Raw genomic sequence first — 23811 nt, 5'->3', positions numbered from 1 at the left:
GAGTGACAGCCTATATAGGAATTTCAAAACAGTATAACAAAGCGAAGCAACTAAAGAAGTTAAAGAGATGGAAGGAAGCTCTTCATGCATATGATCGTCTCCTCAATTATTTAGATGAAGATGCTGCTACGTTCTTGAAACACCAAAAAGAGAAAGTCGCAAAAGGGGATATAAAAGGAGCGCTCCGAGTGGCGTTAGATGGTGCTACCGCAAACCCCTCCTCAACGGTCTTGAGGAGTCAATCAGTACTTGTTAATCTGTTAAAAAAAGATTTCAAAAAAGCAAAAGCGGTATGGCAACAGTCTTCAGAAAAAGAAGCCTATCTGAAATCAACTTTTATTGGGATGAGTGAATGTTTGCTTCGTTTAAAAAAGCTAAAGTATGCAGAAGAAGTAGTTTACAAAGGATTGATCCTTTTCCCAGATAATTCTACCTTGCACCTAGCAGCAGCAGTAGTCGCCTTCAAACAAGGGGATTGGGAGCAGACAATTTATCACTATGAGAAAGTTGAGCGTTTAAATAAACAGTTAAAGCCTCCTGAATTAGACCGTTATGCAAGCGCATTGACAGAATTAAAACAGTATAATCAAGCGGAAGAAACCATACATGAAGGGCTCATACATTATCAAAGCGATAAAAGGTTACTCGAACGTCTTATTTTTATTGCTGCAACAAAGCTAGACTGGGAAGCTGTAGTGATAAGAGGCGAGCAACTCTTGACGGAAATTGGTGACAAACAGGATGCTACAAAAGCGTGTCAAGCAACGATGGCAACAGCTGCCATGATGCTTGATCAAAAGAAAGAGGCGGAGAGCTGGTCACATGGAGTAGGAGAACGTGTTTTTCATAAGCCACTGTGGTTATCTGAAACTATACTCATGTACAAAACAAATCATAGGACATCAACGCTTGTAATCGTTGAGGAGAAGAACGGGGTTTATAAAGGTGCTGTTAAAACGTCAATTAGCTCATTAAAGAAGGAACCAGTCGATATTCTGACCGTGAAAATAAACCTAAACGAAGAGGTGGATGAATTAGAGCGGATTGCTTCTCACTATGCTCGTGTTATTATAATCGGTTTTGAACAAGTGAATGAATCTACTTCCTACATTTTGAAGAACCTTAATGGAGAGGCGCTTATTTTTAATCCGAAGTATGACGAAACACTAGTGAAGATGTTCGCAAACCATTCCGCTTTAACTATCTTGTTTGATTCAATAATAGATAACCAAGATTGGGATTCATTGAAACAATCCATGTCTGTAGACGGTAATCGTTATCCATTTCGTTTAAAAGCTCTAGGTGAAAAGAAAGATTCCATTAGCGATCGATTATTTGCGACATATTTACGTCACTTTGTTACGCATTCACATGCTTTAAGTTTTATGGAAGTGCACCGTTTGCACCTGTGTGCGTTAGCTAACGAATGTGAAAACAGAGGGAAAGAAAGATGGTCGAAAGTACTGGTACAAAAAGCTTAATTCTCGCCAATGTCTGCTGTGTCAAAAGAAGTAGAATATGCCCGAGAATAGACGAATTAAAGAGAGAACCTAGTCATTATGTTACTAGGTTCTTTCTTGACCATTCAATATTATCTATTTTTATACAAATGAAAATATGCTATAGTTAGAATTGCGTATCAATATGTAGTAAGTATTGGTACTTATGTAATGAATATGTAAAAAATAGTGAAGGAGGAACGCCAAAACTAATGAAAAAGCTGTATTCAGCTACTGTCTATTTACTCATTACGATGCTTATTCTACAAATGACGACAATGACAGCTCAAGCAAACCCTTTACAAGGGACCAGTGGTGATCTGGAGACAGTCTATGTATTTGGGAATACAGAGGATGTCATAAATGTCTACGAAGGCCGTGATCAAGCAGTAGCACTTTCTACAATTGAAGAGGGAACAGAGGCGACAGTTTTAGCATTTGAAGAAGATCATTTCTTGCTTACATATACAAATGAGTTAGAAGAGGAAATGACTGGTTACATCGATAGCAATTACATCGTCTTCGAGGAAGATGTAAAAGATTTTCTACATTGGCGAAGTGACGATGCTTTTACACCAAGAGAGTATTATTTACATAAAGACCAATTATTAGAGGAAGAAACCTCAGAGACACCAGAAGAAGCAATAGAGGAAGAAACTTCAGAAGCACCGGAAGAAGCAGTAGAGGAAGAAACTTCAGAAGCACCGGAAGAAGCAGTAGAGGAAGAAACCTCAGAAGCACCGGAAGAAGCAGTAGAGGAAGAAGCTTCAGACTCACCAGAAGAGGTTCAAGAAGAAGACGTTACACACGAAAACTCTGAATCTACGAAAAAGGAAGAAGAACTGGCACGTGTAGCTGAACAGCAAGAACATCATGTCTTTGCAGGTAAGCAGCCAACTTATGTATACACAAGTCCATCCCAATCAGCTTCTACTTATCGAAGTTATTCGTTTGGACATTCCTTAAAAGTAAGAGAGTACAATGATTCGTGGTTTGAAGCTACAGTGAGAATTGATGGTGTGTGGGAAACTGGGTATATTGCTCATACAGATGTTGAGTTTGCAAGGGCAGCACAGTTAGAAGGGGTTGCGAAGCAAAATAGAACGGCCGTTTACAGTGATGTTTCTCGCAATTCCACAATCTTACGTTCTTACAACGAAGGACAAATTCTAAAATACAGACCTTTTACTTCAGAATGGTTCAGTGCAACTGTCATTTTGAATGGGACGGCTACTCAAGGATTTATACATGCAGATGATTTGCGTCCTGTTGATGAAGTTCCCGAACAACTTGAGGGTTATGCAAAAGACCGAGTATCTATATATAGTCAAACGTCTCGTACTTCAACTGTTTTACGAAACTATGATGAAGGACAAATGCTGAAGTTTAGGCCGTATACCGAAAATTGGTATTCTGCTGTTGTTCGAATAAATGGTGAATGGAAAAATGGATTTATTCATAAAAGTGATATTGTTCTGTTGACAGATGCGCAAGAGGAGCGGAATGTTTTTGCTGGTAAACAACCAACAAACGTGTACACTAGCCCTTCTAAATCTGCCACTACGTATCGCAGCTATACCTTTAACCATGCTCTTAAGGTACGAACGTTAACTAGCAACTGGTACCAAGCTACAGTCATGATTAATGGCAAGTGGGAGACAGGTTATATTGCGAAGTCAGACGTTATGGACGAACGGAGTCCGCAGCAACAACAAATTGCGCAACGAAACACAGCTGTATATGGTGAGCCCTCCCGGAACTCAGAAGTTCTACGAAGTTACAATGCAGGGCAAGTACTAACATATCGTCCATTTAATAGCTCATGGCATAGCGCTACAGTTATTTTGAATGGCCGTGCTGTTCAAGGCTTTATACCAGCAGGTGATTTAATTCCGACAAATGCGCAAGAAACGAAGCACGGAGTAGCATTGCAAAACGTGAATGTGTATACAAGTACATCTAGAAATTCTTCTGTGCTACGTTCATATTCTACTGGAAGTACACTTAAATTTAAGACCCTAAACAGTGAATGGTATACAGCAACTGTGCGAATTGATGGAGAATGGAAGAATGGCTTTATCCATCGAAACGATGTGACGAGTTTAGATGGCAAAACGATTGTTCTTGATGCTGGACATGGCGGCACTGATGGTGGAGCACGTGCAGGAGGCATGGTTGAAAAAGACTTAAACTTAAGCATGGCTTTACGTACAAAACCGTTACTTGAAGCAGCTGGAGCCCGAGTTATTATGACGCGTTCAACAGATGTGTTTGTGACATTAGCGGATCGTGCGAAGGTAGCAAATGAATCAGGTGGAGACATCTTTATTAGCATTCACAATAATGCATTTGATGGTCGGGCAAATGGAACAGAAACGTTCTACCACACTCGTCATCAGAGTGCGAACAGTCAACGTCTCGCTCATGCAGTACAAAATGCAGTTGTTGGTCAAGTAAATACGAACTACCGTCGCGTTGCGGAAGGGAACTTCCACGTTGTGCGGGAAACAAGAATACCAAGTATTCTCTTAGAGGTTGGATTTATGGACCATGCTGGTGATGCTGCAAAGCTTCGTCAAACGGTTTATCACGATCGTGCCGCAAGAGGCATTTTGCTTGGGGTAGGCGAATACTTTAGGTAAGGAAAAAGGAGCATCAGCGTAATACGTTGTTGCTCTCTTTTTCGGACAAAATAGAAGAGGAGAAAAAGATGAAAAAAATTGGTTTGGTTTTTTTAATCGCACTATTAACGACGAATCTTTTCTTTCCTTATTTAATGCAAGCCGCTGAGGAAACAAAACAACTGTCAATTGAGAAATGTTTACAGGATCGTGAAGAAACGTTTGCTGACTTATTTAAGGATGATTGTTTGTTTAACGCAATTCAAAACGACGAATTAGCTAGAGAGCAATACGTATCAGTCATTTTAGAAAACTATGATGTGGCAGAAGAAGAAGCCCTAAGACAACTAGATCATTACATAAATGAACAACTTTCTTTAGTGAAAGAAGAAGATCTAGAAGAGGGTGAAGTCTTTAACCCTGAAGATGATCTTGATCCAACAGAAGGCGTTACAGCACCTAACGTTGAGATTGAGGAAGACGTTGAAGAATTTCCAATTGAAGAAGAACTGTTTGAAGAAGAAGAGAACCGTGAAAAAGTAGTAGAAGAAGAGCAAGAAGAAACAGTCGAAGAAGAGGCTGTAGAATCGACGGAAGAGGGAACAGAAGAGGTTGAAGCAGAAGATCCAAGCGACAAATCAATGGAAGAGGATGAAAACATTCAACCGTTTGCCTTAATTGTAGACCCTCTAGCTAATGCAACGAGTAAGAAAGCACAAGTCCGTAGCAACACAACGGTTGTAAGAAATCTTGGCGATAACGAGACAATTGATCCAACGCCTCATTTAAATCGAACTTTTTTTGTTAAACAAGAAGCCACGTATAATGGGGATCTTTATTTACTCATTAGTACACAAGCTTCAGCGACATCTGGTGTCGTTGGTTGGGCAAAAGCGTCTGAACTGACGTCGCATACGCACCAAACCGTTGATCGTGAAAATAAGACATTCTATCTTTCTGGTAGAGGTGTTTCATATACAACAGCTTGGGGAGGTACGACGCAGCTTATAACAACGTTAAGTGGACTAAGAGGCGAACGATTCGATGTTCATTTAACGGAGTCGATTGGAAATAATATTTGGTATCGAGGCGACGTGAATGGTCAGCGTATGTGGATTCACAGCAATCATTTGCATACCAATCCGATCGTGGAAGATATTGAAGCAGTAAGTAAAAAGGCGCAAATCCGAAGCAATACTCTTATTTATAAGGAACTAGGTGATGCGAATCCAATTAGTAATGTGGCGCATCAAGACCGCTCGTTTTTTGTAAAGGAACAAGCAATTTATAACGGTGAAACGTATCTTCATTTAAGTACCCAGGCTTCCGCTGTGAATGGTGTTATTGGTTGGGCGCGAGCGAGTGAAGTCACATCCCATGAGCATCGCACTGTAGATCGTGATTCAAAAACATTTACCCTTAGTGGTCGAGGAGTATCTTATAATACGGCTTGGGGAGGAAAACAAAATCTTGTAAAATCTCAACTTAGTGATCTAGCAGGAGCAACATTCCAAGTCCATTTAACGGAATCAATAGGGAATAACATTTGGTATCGTGGGGATGTAAATGGTGAACGTATGTGGATTCATAGTAACCATTTGAATCCAGCAGGAACTGAGCTTTCGTCGGTAAGTCGAAAAGGAATGCTCTCAATGAATACAACTATCTTTACTGATCTTAGGCAGAGTGGGACGGTTGACAACCGATCGTATCTTAACCGTGCATTCTTTATAAAACAACAAGCAACAGTAAACGGCGAATTGTATTATCTTCTAAGTACGCAGGCAAGTGCGGTTAATGGTCTTATTGGTTGGGTACGCGAATCTGAGATCGTTTCAGCACCACATGTACAAATTGACCGAACAAGTAAAGTGCGTTACGTTAGTGGGGAAGGTGCTGCATTTAACACAGCCTGGGGCGGTAGTGCAAACAAGCTGTTTGATCTCAGTAGTCATAAAAACGCACGCTTTGACGTTCACTTAACTGAACAAGTTGGAAATGAGGTCTGGTATCGCGGTATGTTGAATGGCCAGCAAGTTTGGATAAAGGCGGCCCATGTTAACGAGCACACATATAAGTCCTATAACATCTCCCTAGAAGAAGCCGCTCAGCGTCAGCATGGGGTTTACGCTGTAACGGACACGTATCGTCAATTTGTTTCGGCAGAGTATATTTCTTATAATAGTGCTGGGAATTACTACTATGTAAATACAGACGTGTTAAATGTACGTAGTGGACCAAGTACTGCTTATGCAGTCGTTGACCGTTTAACGCGAGATACAAGAGTAACGGTTCGTGGCAATCCGCAAAATGGATGGTACCAACTTCACTGGGTTCGAGCATCCGTAGAGGATATCGCGTACTACATGAATCCCAATAACTTCATAAATGACGAGAGGCAAAAATTTCAGTTTCTTGATTTAACACAATCAAGTGGTGTAACCGCAGAGGTGCTAAATCGGTATTTGCAAGGAAAGGGAACGCTAAGCGGTCAAGGTCAAGCATTTATTGATGCTGGACAAATGCACGGTGTGAATGAAATTTATTTGCTTTCTCATGCACTACTTGAAACAGGTCATGGCACATCGTTTCTCGCATCAGGAAATGAGTACAATGGTACAATTGTCTACAATATGTTTGGAATTGGTGCTGTTGATGCATGTCCAAACGAGTGTGGACTAGAGCGTGCTTACAATGAAGGTTGGGATTCTCCATATAAAGCGATTGTTGGTGGAGCAAGTTTCATTGGTAATAACTATGTAAAATCAGGACAAAATACGCTGTATAAAATGCGTTGGAACATTGATGGGCTAATTGAGAATGGTCGACCTACTCATCAATATGCGACGGATATTGGCTGGGCGTTTAAACAAGTGAATAACATGTATACTCTTTATCAAGAAATTGGATCTTATAATCTCGTATTGGAGATTCCGAGATTTGATGGATAGTAGAAAAAACCTTCGCTTACATACTGTAAGCGGAGGTTTTTGGGTTCAAGAATGATGGAAGAGCAAAGAAGCGTTTTCGTGATTGAAGAGGGATTGACTCTTCGTACACGTGATTATTTGCTTCCCACTTTATAATTAATTCAAGCTGGTCGTCACGATCAAATACTGCATCGGTTGTATGCTTATAGTCAATGGCATCATTATGCCCAAGGTATGTATTCTTCTTACGTGTCTCCGATAAGAGCTTCCCGTGACGGTATAATTCAACGCCAATAAGAGATACGTTCAAATGTCCATGCCAATAAACCTGGCCTACCCAATTCGCTTTTTGTGCGAGAGATTCGTGATTGAAGTCTGCCACCCACAATTCCGTTTCAGACATGCCGACCCATTTAGGCGGTAAGGTAATGGAAATGAGTACCCAGCAACCGAGTGCTAGGAGAATGGCTAACGGAATAAACAATCGTTTCTTTTTCATAATCAACGCTCCTATTACCACAAGGCTCTTTAAAAAGGACGATTGATAAAGAGCAGAGTCTATAGATTCATCATAAGCAATGGAGCAAATTGACGTCAATATGACGGACGAAGAGTTTAGAAAAACTTAAGAATTAGTGGATAATCTCTTCTATATTCATCCAAAAAACGAGACCATCTGATATGGTCTCGTGCTCCAACGCTTATTTAATAGTAGTTTTTATCACGATGAATGGACGGTTGTTTTTCGTTGGTTAATGGTAACGTTTCGATAGCTGTTCACGACAGTACCGGTTAAATCAGTATGGTAAAGAACAGACCGTTCTTGTTCGAGGATAAAAGCATAGGTTCTACCTGTATGAGGGTTCGTTACTTCAATCTCTACATCTTCAGCAAATTCAGAGACGAAAATGAACAGGTCTCCTTCTTTATATGAAAGTCTGCGACCGTAGACGCCTGGGTTATCTCCGCCTTTATGCCAAATAAGTTCATTCGTCACATCGGCTTGTTGAAGCGCATAGCGATAAAGCGTTTCAAGCACTTCCGACCGATCGTTTAACTCAACTGGTAAGGGACTCCAAATAAAGGTTCCTTGTCCAAGAGGGAGCGATGTCACTTCGTTTTTGTTCAAACCATTAACCTTTTCTTTTACAAGCTCTGCAATGCGTCTTGCGCCAAAGCTAACTGCGTAAGACGTGCCATTTATCGTTAGCACTTCTTCACGTAAAACGTTTTGCCGTGTCGTTTTCCCGATCTCCTTTTTTAGTCGCTCCGAATGTTTCCAGCTTGCATTCAGTCGTAACGGTCCAGAGAAGAGGAGTGTACCTCCTTGTTGCGTGTAGGTGATGAGCTGTTCAAATGCTGCATCACTAAAATTATGGGCGCTTGGCACGACAACGAGTTTAGGTGGATGTTCCAGCAAGTCATGTAAATGATATTCACTCAAGCCTCTTACGTGGGTATTTAATCCATAGGATAGCGTTCGTACAGCCTTAGTCGTTGCGGCAAAGGCGAGTTTTCGTGTAGAAAAATCGTTTGAATACGGGTAAACCACTGCGACTTCTTCAAGAGTTCGATTGACAAAGAGCGATTTAGACACCTCCATAAAAGCGCCAAAGTCATAGGATACGTCTGCTTCTGGTTTTTCCGTTCCGTCAGCACGTAGCGCTCCGATATTGGACTCATTCACGTTGTCCATGTAGAAGTTGGTATTCCACAGCCACTGTACGGCTCCTGCTCCACCAGTAGAGAAAGCATAGGCATACTTGCGCTCTAAAATAGTGCGTAATTCTTCTTCAGTCCGCTTCGCTAATCCGTCGGGTTGCTCTAGATACATAATGCCTGTTTCTTGGATAAGATTTGGTTTTCCATTTGTTTTCGTAAAGATACCATCCCATACTAGATGATCTTGCTGCCACCAAGTGTGATTCGTTGTATAGTCAACGGTTGAGGCATAGAAGAATGGAGTAGGTCGTTGTGAACATAATGCCTCATCTTGACCAACTGTTATTAATCGATTTGGGTTCATTGCTTGCAATGCGGTTGATAAATCGGATACCCATCGGTTATGCATATCCATCGTAAATAACGTATAGTCGAGCCAAATAAGGTTTTTACTCGGGTTACGCATATCTTGAACATCCATATTCATCTCTGCCTGTTCCGGTGTTGCGATGTAATGGAAATCAGGCAGTTCTGCTGATGAATAATTCCATGCTTCCTGTACACGACGGATCGTTCCGTATTTTTCCCGGGTCCAATCTTGGAAAGCCTTTATCTCATAAGGGTCGCGTGCCGAACGTGGTCCGGAAAAGATACGCTTTGGATCAAACATAGAAGGCTCGTTAATTAAATCCCAGTGTAGATGAGTCGCTTCTGTATAGCGCGACGCTATCGCTGCGATAAATCGTTTCTGCGCTTCAAGGCTTCGTGGATCTAAGTATGGATTGCTTCCTTCCCACGTCTCAGGGGTGAAGGCAAAAAAGGTGAAGCACAGATCAAGCTCATGCTTTTTCGCAGTTAGTACAAAGGCATCGATGGCACGCAGCACTTCTTCAGACGGGTGTCCGTCTACAAACATAATTTGGCGCCATGCTGTCCAAATTCCTGAACGAATATGATTAATACCGGCGTTCTTCATCTGTTCCATATCCCGATCCCAGACGTGAGCATTGGGTAGGAATAGAAATTTGCGTGCTACATCTGACGTCATATAGGTCATCCCAACAATTGGAAACGGTTTTCCGTCTTTCTCAAAATAATCCCGATTGGCTTTTAACGGCGTACCAGATGCAAGCAATGTTTCTGAAAACCCCCAAAAACCTTGATTGAGTTCAATCTTTTCTCCTGCGGTGGATGTCGCTTGCATGTCGACAGTGTAAAATCCTTCTTGAACTTGAAAAGGGAGTGTTCTTTTAAGTAAAGACAAATGCAGGGATTGTGTAACATGGATGACGTCTTCGTACAAACAATCCTGATCCTTATTCACACGTAAGTGAAGCGTCCACTCTTTCTCTTGATCAGGACGATGATGCAAAGAAAGACTTTGTAATTGAATCGTAAGAGTCGGCACTTCTTGCGGATAATAACTGGCATAACCCGGTTTAATCCATATCTCCGTAACCCCTTCAGCAGTATACCAAGCAAGTTTGTTTAGTAAATCAATCCCTTGTTCCCAAAACAATGAATCGATTCGTTGATTAAAGAAAATCCACCGTCCGCCTGCAAAGGAGCCTTTCGTATTTTCAATTAAGACGACAGGGGCTGAAATGTTCCGGTTATCAGCTGACTTTCCTACAAGAAGAGGGTAAATGTGCGCATCCATCGGTCCGCTTGATCCGTTCTCTGATGGATGATCATCCTGTTTCGTCACGTGAAGCACAAACCCATAGGTCGGTTGAATGCTAATGGTCTTAACAAATGGCTGTAAGAGCGGGCGGTCGCTTGATGGTACGAGCATTTGCACTTGATCCGTCTGAACCGCCAACGCTTCATGTATTTGAAGTTGCTGATGATAAGCGGTTTGTTCCACTTCAATGTTCCATTCATGATTGTCTTTGTAGACAGGATATCGGAATGGAATATCGCCAATATGTACAAGCCCGCCGCCTGTTTCAAGAAAACGCAGCAGAGACGGCCATGTATCTTTAGGAAAATAGGAACCATGTAAATTAATAAATGTATCATACCGACCGCTATTTAGTGCTTCGTCCATCTCGCTTGTATCAACAACATCAGTAAGTGCGGCTAATTGAGTAGATGATGGACGCACCCCATCAAATGGAAATGTGGAATCGTAAAAAAATAAATAAGACATAACGTGCTCCTTTGTATTAGTTTTTAACAGCGCCTTCTGTTAAGCCAGCGATGAAGTAGCGGCTAAATAAGAGAAAGACAATTAAGATAGGAACAGTGGCCATAAACGTCCCTGCCAGAATCATCGAATAATCGGTATAAAACACATCGTTTAATGTCCGTAAGGCAATCTGGATGGTGTGAACACTCTGGTCCTTTAATACGACAAGGGGCCATAAAAAATCGTTCCATGTATTCATAAACGTGACAATTCCGAGTGTAGCAAGACCAGGTTTGACTGTTGGGAGAACAATATTCCAATACGTGCGAAACGTACTACACCCATCCATCCGTGCTGCTTCCAAAAGCTCATCAGGAATGGCGGAAGAGATATATTGACGCATCCAAAACACACCGAATGCACTAACCATAGCAGGAACAATGACCGCTTGAAGGGTATCAATCCAGCCTAATTGACTAATGATCATAAAAGAAGGAATAAGCCCAAGCTGTGGTGGAATCATCATGGTGGCAAGTAAAAAAACGAACAGCATATTTTTGCCTTCAAAATTCAATTTTGCAAATGCGAACCCAGCCAAGGAACAAAAAAACAACACAGACAACGTGACGGTTCCAGAGATAATAAAGGAATTTAACATCGAGCCAAAGAAATCGATTCGCTCAAATACGTTTCTGGCGTTTTCAAAAAACTGTGTTCCTGGAATCATGGCAGGTGGAAATTGATTGACGGACGTCGTGGAGTTGGACCCAATGACGAACATCCAGTAGAACGGAAATAAAGATACGAGTGAACTCACAATTAAGAAAAGATACAAGAAGATCTTGGGTAGTTTCTTTTGACCAACTTCTTTCATTTCAAGCTGTCTCCCTTCTTTTTTAAGTTGATTTGATACGACGTGTAACGATGAGATTGATGAGTGAGACAATCATAATAATTAAAAACAGAACCCATGCAATGGCGGCAGCATAGCCAAAGGAGAATCGTTCAAATGCTTCCTGGTAAAGATAAAGAGTCATCGTTAAGCCTTGTGAATCAGAACCAACTCCAAAGAGCAACGGCTCAGTAAAGACTTGCATGCCTCCAATGGAGGAAAGGAGTACAGTGAAAATAATAATGGGTCGAATCATTGGAATCGTAATATAAAAGAACTGTTGAATTTTATTGGCTCCATCAATCGTAGCGGCCTCGTACAAGTCTTTCGAAATGCTTTGAAGACCAGCTAAATAAATGATGGTGTTATAGCCGACCCAGCGCCACATCACCATGGAAGAGATCGCCACATGTGTGCCAAAGTAAGAACCCTTCCAGTTAATAGGGTCAAGGCCAACTAAGCTAAGGGCATAATTGATAATCCCGTATTGGGTACCAAAGATAGCAGAGAAGACGATGGCCACGGCGACAATCGACGTTACGTTTGGCATAAAAATACTTAAGCGAAAGAAGCTTTTTCCTTTTAAAAACGCTTGGTTCAAAATAAACGCAAGCACTAAGGCGACAAAGAGCTGCGGAATGGTGGACAGCGCCCATATGCTAAACGTATTTCCGACTGCTTTCCAAAACAGTGGATCGTTTGTGAACAGACCGATGTAATTTGACAAACCAATAAACTCTCTTTCACCGAGAATGTTCCAACGGTGAAAAGACAAATAGGCTGTGAAAATAAGTGGGAACATCCCGAAAACACCAAATAAGAGGAAAAAAGGAGAAATGTAAAGGTAGCCGGAAATTCGATCTCTCGTTCGTTGATTATATTTCTTCTGTTTTTTCTGTGGTGTATGTGGGTGTTGCTGGCGCACTTCTGTATTCATAGAGTCCATCCCTTCTGATGAATGTTCATAAGAAACAGCGTAAGATGACCTACGCTGTCTCCACTGTTACCTAACGCGACGTTTGACGGTTCACTTCTTGAATGGCACTGTCCCATGCCGCTTCAGGTTCTGCTACACCATCGGCTACAGTTCCAAGAGCATCTTGCATAATCGTGTTAATCGGAGCGGTATCTGGAGCTCGATACACATCTTTAACAAGGGTGGCGGCCTCTGCAAAAATAGCGCCAATATCATCTCGAATAAAGAAGCCGTCATCGAGTTCTTTCACAGCTGGTTCATCATAAATTCCAGGAGTGGAAGGAAAGTTCCCGTTTGCTTCAAAAATATCTAATTGATTATCAGGCGACATGAGCCAAGTGATAAACGCATAGGCTTCTTCTGGATGATCGCTTTGAGACGGAATTGTTAAGAAAGAGCCGCCCCAGTTCCCTGAGCCTTCAGGCATTAACGCGATGTCCCATAAACCAGCAGTATCAGGCGCGTCGTTTTTAATATTTTGCAGCATCCAAGGTGGAAGGAAAACCGTCGCAAAATCACCATTTGCAATGGCTGCACCCCATTCAGGTGTCTGACGTTCAATATTGGCTTGAATGTCCATTGCTTCAATCGACTTATCCCACGCTTTTAAAATTTGTGGGCTATCTTCAATGATTAAGGTGCCGTCTGTTTCAAAATATTGTTTATCCCCTTGCTCACGAATCGCAGAATACATATCTGCTACATCGCTAAACATGAAGCTACCTGTCTCTTCTTTTAACTGCTTACCAGCTTCGATGTAATCGTCCCATGTACCCATTGCTTCAGCAACGTCATCTGGATCTGTAGGTAAGCCTGCTTCTTCGAATAAATCCACACGATAGGCCATGGCCATTGGACCGATATCGGTAGGAATACCGATAACAGAACCGTCATCAGAAGAGGCTTGGTTCCATTTCCAATCGAGATAGTCGCCTTCTAAATCGGCAGCCCCATAATCGGATAGATCGTAGAACAAGTGACTGCTTTCTTTAATACGCTCAAGGTACCCTTCATCTACACCAGAAATATCAGGAGCACCAGAACCAGCAGCAAGTGCGGTAATCAGGTTTTGGTGTGCATCAGCGTATTCAGCCTCTTGAATATTAATGTTGATTCCTGGGTTTTCTTCTTCGTATTGGGCAGCTTTTTCCGCAAACCCCATCCCAGGCCAAAGCCACATTGTTAATGTAATGTCTCCTCCTCCAGTGGACTCACTTGAACTAGAGCCGGAAGAACAAGCCGCCACCAAACCGATACTTCCAATCGCCACTAAAGATTTAAGTACAGAACGAACCATATAAACCCCTCCTGATTTTGTTAGCTTTGTTAGTTTATTTTGTTATTGTTGATAAACATATCACTTCGCAATCAATATGTAAACGCTTTATTTTTAAATAGTGAAAAAACGATGAGACAAGGCTCATCGTTTTTTTGGTGTGTCTATTGATTCGTTAAAAGCGATATCTCCGACTATTAAGAGCTTTTCAGGTGGGTAGTCTCTATTTTTAGCACGCCAGATAAGGCGGTCGACTGCTCGGCGGCCCATCACTTGTTTTAATACTTGAACGGTTGTGAGTGTAGGTGAGAGATGCTTGTCTTCTTCAAGGGAGTCAAAGCCAGTGACTGAAACATCCTTCGGGCATGCCAAGCCGTTCTTTTCTAATAGTACAATCATACGTCTTGCAATGTGATCGTTTGCGCAAACGAAAGCTGTTGGGAAATGAGTAGAATGAATTCCGAGTTCTTCAAAGTGTTGTTGGAGAGCGACTTCCATATCATCGTTGTAAGGAATCGTTAGAACCTTTTGGTTGCCTTGTGCAATCGCTATATCTGCTTTCTCTAACGAATTGCGAAAACCGGTCCAACGCTCGTAGAAGCTTTGGGAATAATGGATATTACCGATAAACAGTAACTGCTTATGTCCCAAACCGATTAAATGATCGGTCATCCGCTCAATACCGCCGAGGTTATCCATGAAGATGCTGTCGGTACGAATAATCCTAGCTTCGTGATCTAATGTAACAATAGGTAGATTGTAAGTGGATAACGCAAGTAAGGTTTGCTCATCTAGCGTTCCGACTGTGATGATGCCAATTAAATTTGCCACATCTACTTTTTTGGTTAAATCCATTTCACTTGTAATGACAATCATACCGGCTTTTTTACTTTGGATATGAAGGGATATGCCTTGGAATACAGTCCCCCAATATGTGTAAGAGATGCTTTGATATTCATAGTTTGGCAGCACAACTAGAATATACCCATTTTCGATTTCTGTCTCTAATGGTAGGCTTGGACCTTCTGAGGGACCATCTTTAGAATAGCCGAGTTGTTTTGCGGTGAATAAAATTTTCTGTCTAGTCGCCTCGCTTACACCAAGCTTATTATTTAATGTTTTTGACACTACGTATTTAGACACACCTACAGTATCGGCAATGACCTGCATGGTAACTTTCCTTTGACTCATATTTACACCGCCTGAACCTGTCTGATTTTGTTAGTTATGTTAGTATTATATCAAATTTTGTTAGTTGTTCATATGTAAGAATGGAAGACAGAAGGTTGAGTAAATCGTCTCTTAGAGGGGGAATAGGACAGAAAAAAACACCCAAAGTCGATGTCCCTATCGAAGGGTGGTTACGCTCATTGGGACAATCAGATGCCCGTAGGTCCGATTCTACCAATCTCTTTATAGATAAGCTAGTTCTTTCGATAGACTGCAACTTAGTTAGAAGATAGCAGAGTTACTCGGTTTAAGCAAGCATTTGCGTAAAGTAAAACAGGGGAATAGAAAGCGTAAATGGCCCCTTAAACGATAGTGTTTTACTAAACTCATCGTAACTGCTCAAGGTGTATTGAAACCGATATCATGCTTGATTCGTAGTAGGAGTAGTGTTCATCGTATAGGATTGGTCAACAAGTAGTGAGTGGGTAAGAATAGAGGAGAGTAAAATACGGAGTATTCTCATAATGAGGAGGGGTTTATTTTGAATCAAATAGAGGTTCACCCTACGTTCTGCATGGCGGAAACAGCAAACATTGTCGATTCCATTTCAATCAAGTTAAAAACACAACAGGCAAATGAGAAAGTGAAACTGATGGTACAAACGATGGATGAAGATAATCGCATGTTTCGATCAGAAGCAACATTTAAAACGAATTCAAACGGGATGCTTGATGTAGCGACTCAAGCGCCTTTATCTGGAGACTATCAAACCGTTGACGCATCCGGATTATTTTGGTCCATGAAGGCGAAAGACCAAAAAGAACACCTATTTAAAAAACATAGTGCATCGCCAATTTCATTTTACATAAAGGCTTCTGATGAAAGAGGAAAGGTGATTGCAGAACAAACATTTACACGAACTTTTAAAGAAGAACAAGTAGTGGAAGAATGTTTAGAAGGGAAGCTGGTAGGATCTCTGTATTATCCGAAAGAGAAAAAAAACCTGCCAGGTATTGTGATTTTGGGAGGATCTGACGGTAGTGTGCACGAAGGAGCAGCTGCTTTGCTTGCTGCACAAGGGTATGGTGTCATTGCACTAGCGTATTTTGGTCAGGGGAATTTACCAAAGGGGATTGAAGAGATTCCCCTCGAATATGTGAATCGAGCCTATCGTTTTTTAGAAAACAAACCGTTTATTGATGCATCTACATTCGGTTTAATCGGACATTCAAGAGGTTCTGAATTGGCTCTTCTATATGCTTCAAAGTATCCAAAACTAAAAGCGGTGATCGCAAGCGCCCCGAGCTCCATTCTGTTCTCAGGAATGGTCAACTTTCAGCTTACGTCCAAGTCAGCTTGGACACACAATAACGTACCGCTTGGTTTCTTAAAAACTGAAAGAAGCCTAAAAGATACCGTTTCCTTTTTCCGCCATTGGATAACAAAAAAACCTTATTCCATGCTCTCAACAATGGAGAAGAATTTAAAAGACGAAGAAAAAATGAAGGCACACTCGATTCCAGTTACAGAGATAAAAGCGCCGATCATGGTCTTTGCCGGTACAGATGATCATGTTCAACCTGCGGTATTTTTTATGGAGCGAATACAAAAAGCGTTACAGGGTCACGAATATGCTGACAACCACATCTATATTAAACACTCGGGAGCAGGACACTTTTCGGCGTTTCCGAGCGGTCTGCCTCATCTTCCACAAACAATCGCGAGTACCAACTATAATATGACGATAATGTTTGGAGGGACAAAGAAGCAAAATGCGAAAATAGCAGAGCAATCATGGGAGGAAACGCTGCAATTTTTAAAAGAGCAGCTAAAAGGAGATCGGTAAAAAAACCAAACTTCTTCTTGATAATGTTGGTCCGATCATATAAGATAAAGACAGCTACTTGGTAATACCGAGTAGCTGCTAAAATCATTACTACTTGGTAATACCATATAGTTAGTAGGTGACTAGATGTCAAGAACACAAATTCTAAAAGGAATCTTAGACGCGTGTGTGATGACGATTATTAAAGAAGACGAGGTTTATGGGTACGAATTAGCAGTGAGGTTACAAGAAGTAGGGCTACCTGAAATAAGCGATGGGACGATTTACCCTGTGCTGCTTCGTCTACAGAAGAAAGGCTTTATCTTTAGTGAATTAAAGGATTCCCCATCAGGACCAAAAAGAAAGTATTACTACTTAACGAAGGAGGGGGAAGAGGAATTGAACAGTATTATTCAACAATGGAACACGATTGTTACCCCTGTGAACGAGCTTCTTGGAAGGAAGGATGAAACATGACGTATACAGAAGAATTAATTGAACTGAACAACGAAAAGCGAGAAGCGTTATCTGAAAGGAATCAACAGGTTTATGAAGATTTCCTTTTGTATTTTCGAACGGATTTAAGAATAGCTGAACAGCAAGCAGAGGAATTGTTAATGGATATATTAGATCATTTACTAGAAGCGGAGAAAGAAGGAAAGACCGCTTATGATCTATTTGGTGAGAATCCGAAAGCCTATGCAGAAGAACTTATTGCTCACTTACCACGTGAAAAAAAGAAGCACCAGCTAGCGGTAGTCGCTGATGCGTTCTTCAGTACACTTGCCTTTATTTTTATTATACAAGGCGCAGTAAATGGCCTCTTGCCACTCTTTTTTGACTTTAACCAGACGATTTCACTAGGGAACGCGCTTGTCATTGCCATCTATGTAGGGTTTTCGATTCCTTTGGCAATTAGCATGGTGTTTGGTTTCGTTCGACAGTCTCTATTTAAACCAGATCAGAAGAAAAGCGATACTTGGATGATCCTAAAAGGTGGCTTATATGGCATGCTTTGGTTTGTCCCGCTGTTTTTGTTCTATACATTTGTTCCAAGTTTCGGGCCTGAGCTTTCTTTAGACTGGTGGATTTATGTCGTAGTCGGTGGTCTCTTGTACCTTATTCTAAAAATCATAAAAGGCTGGGACAAAAGTAGATAGACAGACCAAAATGACGAACATTCCTAAAAATAGGAACGTTCGTCGTTTGTTTTATATGAAAATGAGCGGAAGGAGAATCCGAAGACTCCTGGGGGATCAGCACGTGTCTGAAGACTCGGAGTGGCGGTTTTCCACGGAGGAGGCTGAGGCCGTGTCCCCGGAAAGCGAAGGATTCTCCTGTAGCAGTGCTACTCAGCATATTTTAGACTATTCGTCTTTTCAAATACTACTTTTCGTTATGTCCCAGCCTCTTCCACTTTATTAGTCGAGTGGCTCATAAGTGAAGTAATCAAAGTCAGCTGGAAGACTCTCGCCTGATGTATCTTGGCATTGCATCCCGACAAAAGCGCCAGTGAAAAAGCCTCCCCCACGAACATAATCGTCCGATAGTTTATAAGAATCAAAGAGTATGTTTATTCTTGTCCAATGTACACCATCGAACGAGTAAGAGTAATGATACGTTTCGGTTTCGACGGTAACACGTAAATAGACATCTTCCACTTCATTTGGGATGGGGATCTCTTGATTCCCTAGTGGTTGTGAAAAAGAGAAATTGTCGCAGGCTGTAAGTGCAAGCACTCTGCCTTTTTCTTCGTTGTAGGTGACTTGCAGAGCGGTCCAATTCTCTGTGTTGTAATAGTTTACAAGTCCCGCAGCTTGTTGAAAGGTTTCTGGTTGAAAATGGACCTTTGTTTCAGCTTTAAAGTGAAAATGTTGCCATCTTCTTGCTACAAATGATTGTGTAAATTTCGATGTTAACGATTCTTTTCCATACAGACGCAAGTGTCCAGGACGATCTTGCAGAGAAAGACACTTTTTGTCTAGAGGGATGCGTAACGTTTGGTAATTCATAGGTAACGTCTCTTTGTCAAAATGATCGGTTTGGTCTTCTTGTTCAAACGGGTATTCTGTCATAGCAGGTCCTTCAATCTGAAGGGAGGGCTCATTTCCCCCGACCATATAAGGCCAATCGTTTTTCCATTCTAGGCGTTGAATCGCTGTTTCTCTTCCTAGTGGACAATAGCCTCTCGGTGCCAGTAAGGGTTGACCATTCCTAGGTAACGGTCGGCCAGTAAGGTGAACAAGAAACCATTCATCCGTGTGCGTGTGGACGATGGACGCATGGCCAGCTTTTTGAAGCTTGTTTTTAGGATATGGATACGACGTCAGTAATGGATTTTCTGGGTGCACTTCATAAGGGCCCCATAAATCTTTTGACCGAGCGATTGTTGCCTGGTGTTCGAAACGCGTCCCACCTTCTGCCGTTAACAAATAGTAATAGCCATTAATGAAATAAAGATGAGGAGCTTCCGTTAGTTTCATGTCTGTTCCTTTGAAAATCACTTCTTTTATTCCAACTAATGTCTGTTTCACTGGGTCGTATTCTTGTAGAACAATGCCGTAGAAAGAATGATTGGGTATACGGTGATCCCATACCATGTTAACGAAATATTTTCTACCGTCTTCATGATGGAACAGCGATGGATCAAAGCCGGAACTGTTTAAGTGAATGGGATCAGACCAGTCGCCATCGATTGTATCGCACGTAACGAGGTAATTATGGCAGTCCTTCCATTGTCCGGCCACGACCTTAACATCTGTGAAAATTAACCAGAATTTCCCGTCTGAATAGGACAAAGCAGGGGCCCATACACCACCTGAATCAGGATTTCCGCTCATATTTAGCTGGGATAGTCGATTAAGGGGTCTTGCAACGAGCTTCCAGTTTTTTAAATCCTTCGAATGATAAATGCCTACACCTGGGAACCATTCAAAAGTCGAGACGGCAATGTAGTAATCGTCTCCAGCTCGACAAATACTTGGGTCAGGGTTGAATCCAGTTAAAATAGGGTTTTGAATCGTTGTCATAGCAATAATTCCACCTTTACATAATAGTTGAAAGCGCTAACAATAGGGTGAGCAGGAAATAGCCAGTTCTAGGGATTCCTGTATGAACAAGCTATACTCCTTCTGTTTTTGTACGAGCAAGAACGACTGATCACCTCCATCCATGACTTTAAACAACCGAGTTAATTGTGCTCTAGAAAATGGTTGATAAAATGCTCACTGGAAAAAGCAGCAACACCTAGCGCGGCAGATCGTTTTTCCAATTTAGAAAACTGTAGCTGCGTAGCCGATGTTTGATTTGACAGAGACGATTGTTCGAGATGAGCCATAATGTCATCTGAAAGCCACTTGTGCAAAACAGCTAGGCGGTTCCCAATGATAATTTGCTCAGGATTGAAGACATTAATAATGTTCGTAATACCGATAGCTAAATTTTTTCCAATGAGTTGAATAAGTTCAATGGTCTGTACGTCGCCTTTTTCTGCCAATTGGACAATGGTCTCGAGTGAAAGTGATTTTTGGTTGAGAGGGGTCAGCCCAGCTTCTTTTCCTTTACGTACTAACGCTTTTTCTGAAGCGAATAGTTCCCAACACCCTTTATTTCCACAGGTGCAAACAGGTCCGTCTTTATCAATGGTCATATGTCCAAGCTCACCTGACAGTCCGTGTTGTCCTAGGTAAAGTTGGTTATTTAAGATAAGCCCTACACCAATCCCGATGCCCACACTGATATAAATAACATCTCGGTACTCTTGACCAGCACCAAATCGTTTTTCGCCATAAGCACCTGCGTTGGCTTCATTATGAATCGTAACAGGAATATTGTACTTCTCTTCGACGAGCTTACTAATCGTGACGTTTTTCCAATTCAGGTTTGGAGCAAGTAAAATCTCACCATCTTTGTTTATCATGCCTGGGACACCAATCCCAATCCCAATAACCCCGTACGGACTTTTAGGCGTAACAGAGAGTAACTCATCAATTAAAGAGAAAAGGACTTGTGTTGCCGTTGGAAATGGGAACTCGTCAATATCAATTTGCTTTTCGTAAACAATTGTTCCTTGTAGATCCGTGAGAATCGCAAGAATATAGTTAACGCCAATATCAATCCCGATTGAGTAGCCGGCTTCCTGGTTAAACAACAGCATAACGGGTTTGCGTCCGCCATTTGATAAGCCTGGACCTAATTCAAGTATGAGTTCATTGTCAAGAAGTTCACTAACGGACGATGAAACAGTTCCTTTGTTGAGGCCAGTTTGATTTGCTATATCAGCCCTTGAAATCGGGGAAGATTCCTTAATGAGTTGCAAGATAATGGACTTGTTTCGCTGTTTCACTACATGCTGATTGTACGTCTTAATCAAAAAATCAATCCCTTCAAGATAACGAGTACTATTAGGTACACTATAATGTACGAAAACACGAAACGCCATCGAAAATGATACTTTATTTATTCATTATACACTTAGTTTATCTACTAGACAAACTAAGTTTTGCATGCTATTCTAATTTTGACATTCGTTCCACCATCTCAAAATACGTTAAGGAGGAAGATCATGAACAAAAAGAAAGCGATTACATTAATGTCGACTTGTAGTTTAGTGTCACTTCTTGCAGTAGGGTGTTCAAATGGTTCTGGTGGTGAAGCAAGCAACGGGGGGGCGGAAACAATTGAATTTATGCATCTATGGCCACAAGGGAGTTCCGCTGAACACCATCGTATTGTCAATGAGATCGTAGCTGATTTTGAGGAAGAGAGCGGTATTTCTGTTGATATGCAAGTACTAAGTAACGAGCAGTACAAAGATCAAATTACGATCTTATCTGCTTCCAATAGTCTTCCGGATGTTGGAATGACGTGGGCAGCAGGTTATTTAGACCCCTTTGTGGAGGGGAATAAATTTGCGCCGTTAGATGATTTATTGGAAGACGGACTAAGAGAAGAGTTTGTTGCAGGGACACTTGAAGCCTATGAAAAAGAAGGAGAAACATACGGTTTACCGCTTGAATTAAACACAGTATACATTTACTACAATAAATCCATTTTTGATGACTACCAGTTAGAAGTGCCTGAAACGTATGAAGAATTTGAACAAGTGATCAACACCTTGAAGGAAGAGAATGTCAATCCTATTGCTTTAGGGAATGGCGATCGCTGGACCGGATCCATGTGGTATATGTACTTTGCAGATCGAATTGGCGGTAGTGAAACCTTAACGAGTGCCATTGATCGTTCTGGTTCGTTTGAAGATGAAGCCCTCGTTGAAGCGGCGGCAAAAATCCAAGAAATGGTCGAGAATGATTCGTTTGTGAGTGGGTTTAACGGATTAGCAGATGAAGAAGCGAAGAGCATGTTTATGAACGAGCAAGCAGCTATGTACATGATTGCGACGTGGGATTTACCGAATTTTACAACAAATGAAGACATTCCTCAGGAATTTAGAGACAGTGTCGGGTATTTTACGTTTCCGACTGTAGATGGTTCTGGCGATGCAAAGAGCTATGTTGGTGGACCTGGTGTTGGTTTATTTATCAGTGAAGACTCAGATGTAAAAGAAGAATCGAAGCAGTTTGCTACGTATTTTGTAGAGCAATGGGGAGAGCGAGCGGTTTCTGAAGCTGGCGTACTTCCTGCAACAACAGTAGACAGTGATGCTCTAGACTTACCTGACATGTATGTAGATGTTTTAAATGACTTGAATGAAGCGACGAATTTAACCCTTTATGCAGATGTTCAAATGTCAGCAGCGACAGCCCAAACACATCTTGATTTGATTCAGTCCTTATTCGGATTAGAAATAACACCTGAAGAATTTGCAGAAGCAAATGAAAACGCTTTAGCAGATGAATAGTACACGTACATGATCCATCGTTTCGAACAAAAGGGCTTTTTTAATAAAGAAGAGCCCTTTTCATTTCTTGAAATTGGGGGTGTGTGAAATGAACAAAGTGATGTCGAATAAGTGGTTTATAACCCTCTACCTTCTTCCAGCCCTATTGTTACTGACGGTATTAATCTTTATCCCACTTCTTTTGACTGGCTATTATGGCTTAATGAGCTGGGATGGGATAGGCGCAATGAGTTTTATTGGTCTTGACAACTACATAAACGTTGTACAAGATGCTACTTTTTGGCAGAGTGCCGGTCACTCGTTTTTGCTAGCATTGTTTTCAACTTTAAGTTTACTTCTCTACCTAGCCGTCTCGCTTATACTAGCGTCAAAAATTAAAGGTGCCAATGTATTCCGTAAAGTGTATTTAATTCCGATGCTTCTATCTTCCGTGGCGATTGCTCAGCTATGGATTAAGATTTATAACCCTTCAAACGGAATGCTCAATACCATGTTGGGCTGGATCGGAGTGGAAAATCCACCGCTATGGCTTGCGGATCCATCGATTGTTCTTTATTCCATCTTTATTCCGATACTTTGGCAGTACGCTGGATTTTATATTCTGATTTATTATGCAGCTTTAAAGGGGATACCAGAAACCATTATTGAAGCAGCAAAGATCGATGGCGCGAGTCCGTTGCAAATTGCGCTTCGAATTAAGCTTCCATTAATTATGGGTGTGATTAAAGTCACAATCGTTCTAGCCGTTGTAGGCTCACTAAAATACTTTGATTTAATTTTCGTCATGACTGGCGGAGGACCTAACGGAGCAAGCGAAGTGATGGCTTCTTATATGTATAAACTCGCTTTTGGCAGCTATAACTTTGGCTACGGTAGTGCAGTCGGTTTTGCTCTTCTAGTTATTACCTTAATCGTCACCTATATCGTTCGCAGATTAACTGCGAATAAAGAAGATATCCAATATTAACG

Annotated in this window: 16 protein-coding genes; 8 read left to right on the top strand and 8 right to left on the bottom strand. The window is 41.4% G+C overall.

Translation table 11 applies throughout. The features are described from left to right. The first annotated feature begins 2 nt into the window (after positions 1–2). The 3 genes from PQ477_RS05695 to PQ477_RS05685 all read left to right on the top strand — a co-directional run bounded on the left by PQ477_RS05695 (position 3) and on the right by PQ477_RS05685 (position 7071). Positions 3–1481: a tetratricopeptide repeat protein gene (locus PQ477_RS05695; RefSeq protein WP_274273154.1), complete on the top strand. Its 1479-nt coding sequence runs from the start codon at positions 3–5 to the stop codon at positions 1479–1481. Positions 1482–1711: 230 nt separating this feature from the next. Then, on the top strand, positions 1712–4141 hold the full coding sequence (locus tag PQ477_RS05690; RefSeq protein ID WP_274273153.1) for an N-acetylmuramoyl-L-alanine amidase: 2430 nt from the start codon (positions 1712–1714) through the stop codon (positions 4139–4141). A 68-nt stretch (positions 4142–4209) separates the two neighbouring features. Next, on the top strand, positions 4210–7071 hold the full coding sequence (locus PQ477_RS05685) for an N-acetylglucosaminidase (RefSeq protein WP_274273152.1): 2862 nt from the start codon (positions 4210–4212) through the stop codon (positions 7069–7071). A gap of 16 nt (positions 7072–7087) precedes the next feature. Here the strand turns inward: PQ477_RS05685 and PQ477_RS05680 are convergent, their stop codons facing one another. The 6 genes from PQ477_RS05680 to PQ477_RS05655 form a co-directional block, all read right to left on the bottom strand. Continuing rightward, positions 7088–7549, bottom strand: a complete 462-nt coding sequence (locus PQ477_RS05680; protein ID WP_060704539.1) for a hypothetical protein — start codon at positions 7547–7549, stop codon at positions 7088–7090. Positions 7550–7771: 222 nt separating this feature from the next. Then, complete coding sequence (locus PQ477_RS05675; RefSeq protein ID WP_274273151.1) at positions 7772–10864, bottom strand: alpha-amylase family protein; 3093 nt, start codon at positions 10862–10864, stop codon at positions 7772–7774. A 16-nt stretch (positions 10865–10880) separates the two neighbouring features. After that, positions 10881–11717 carry a carbohydrate ABC transporter permease gene (locus PQ477_RS05670; protein ID WP_274273150.1) on the bottom strand — a complete coding sequence of 279 codons (837 nt, stop codon included), beginning with the start codon at positions 11715–11717 and terminating at the stop codon, positions 10881–10883. A gap of 22 nt (positions 11718–11739) precedes the next feature. Continuing rightward, entirely contained in the window at positions 11740–12672 is a 933-nt protein-coding gene (locus tag PQ477_RS05665; RefSeq protein ID WP_081762037.1) for a carbohydrate ABC transporter permease, read from the bottom strand. Positions 12673–12742: 70 nt separating this feature from the next. Then, the gene (locus PQ477_RS05660; protein ID WP_052007612.1) at positions 12743–14008 is read right to left on the bottom strand and encodes an extracellular solute-binding protein; all 1266 of its coding nucleotides are present in this window, start codon (positions 14006–14008) and stop codon (positions 12743–12745) included. A 123-nt stretch (positions 14009–14131) separates the two neighbouring features. Beyond that, positions 14132–15178, bottom strand: a complete 1047-nt coding sequence (locus PQ477_RS05655) for a LacI family DNA-binding transcriptional regulator (RefSeq protein ID WP_274273149.1) — start codon at positions 15176–15178, stop codon at positions 14132–14134. Between the two features lie 520 nt (positions 15179–15698). Between PQ477_RS05655 and PQ477_RS05650 the strand changes: the two genes are divergently transcribed. The 3 genes from PQ477_RS05650 (at position 15699) to PQ477_RS05640 (ending at position 18142) form a co-directional block, all read left to right on the top strand. Then, positions 15699–17003 carry an acyl-CoA thioesterase/bile acid-CoA:amino acid N-acyltransferase family protein gene (locus PQ477_RS05650; RefSeq protein WP_274273148.1) on the top strand — a complete coding sequence of 435 codons (1305 nt, stop codon included), beginning with the start codon at positions 15699–15701 and terminating at the stop codon, positions 17001–17003. A 126-nt stretch (positions 17004–17129) separates the two neighbouring features. After that, positions 17130–17459 carry a PadR family transcriptional regulator gene (locus tag PQ477_RS05645; RefSeq protein WP_035393672.1) on the top strand — a complete coding sequence of 110 codons (330 nt, stop codon included), beginning with the start codon at positions 17130–17132 and terminating at the stop codon, positions 17457–17459. Further along, entirely contained in the window at positions 17456–18142 is a 687-nt protein-coding gene (locus tag PQ477_RS05640; RefSeq protein WP_035393671.1) for a DUF1129 family protein, read from the top strand. Before PQ477_RS05645 ends, PQ477_RS05640 begins: the two co-directional genes overlap by 4 nt. 261 nt (positions 18143–18403) lie before the next feature. Here the strand turns inward: PQ477_RS05640 and PQ477_RS05635 are convergent, their stop codons facing one another. Next, positions 18404–20011, bottom strand: a complete 1608-nt coding sequence (locus tag PQ477_RS05635) for a glycoside hydrolase family 43 protein (RefSeq protein WP_274273147.1) — start codon at positions 20009–20011, stop codon at positions 18404–18406. Between the two features lie 161 nt (positions 20012–20172). Continuing rightward, entirely contained in the window at positions 20173–21354 is a 1182-nt protein-coding gene (locus PQ477_RS05630; RefSeq protein WP_035393788.1) for an ROK family transcriptional regulator, read from the bottom strand. Between the two features lie 192 nt (positions 21355–21546). On the opposite strand from PQ477_RS05630, the gene PQ477_RS05625 reads away from it, so the two are divergent. Together PQ477_RS05625 and PQ477_RS05620 are read left to right on the top strand one after the other, a co-directional pair. After that, on the top strand, positions 21547–22842 hold the full coding sequence (locus PQ477_RS05625; RefSeq protein WP_274273146.1) for an extracellular solute-binding protein: 1296 nt from the start codon (positions 21547–21549) through the stop codon (positions 22840–22842). 88 nt (positions 22843–22930) lie between these two features. Beyond that, positions 22931–23809 carry a carbohydrate ABC transporter permease gene (locus PQ477_RS05620; RefSeq protein ID WP_144560162.1) on the top strand — a complete coding sequence of 293 codons (879 nt, stop codon included), beginning with the start codon at positions 22931–22933 and terminating at the stop codon, positions 23807–23809. The last annotated feature ends 2 nt before the right edge of the window (positions 23810–23811 follow it).

It is taken from the genome of Shouchella hunanensis, from assembly GCF_028735875.1.
In the GTDB taxonomy this organism is placed as follows: Bacteria; Bacillota; Bacilli; order Bacillales; family Bacillaceae_D; genus Shouchella; species Shouchella hunanensis.
This window is presented reverse-complemented; position numbering and strand designations above follow the sequence as displayed.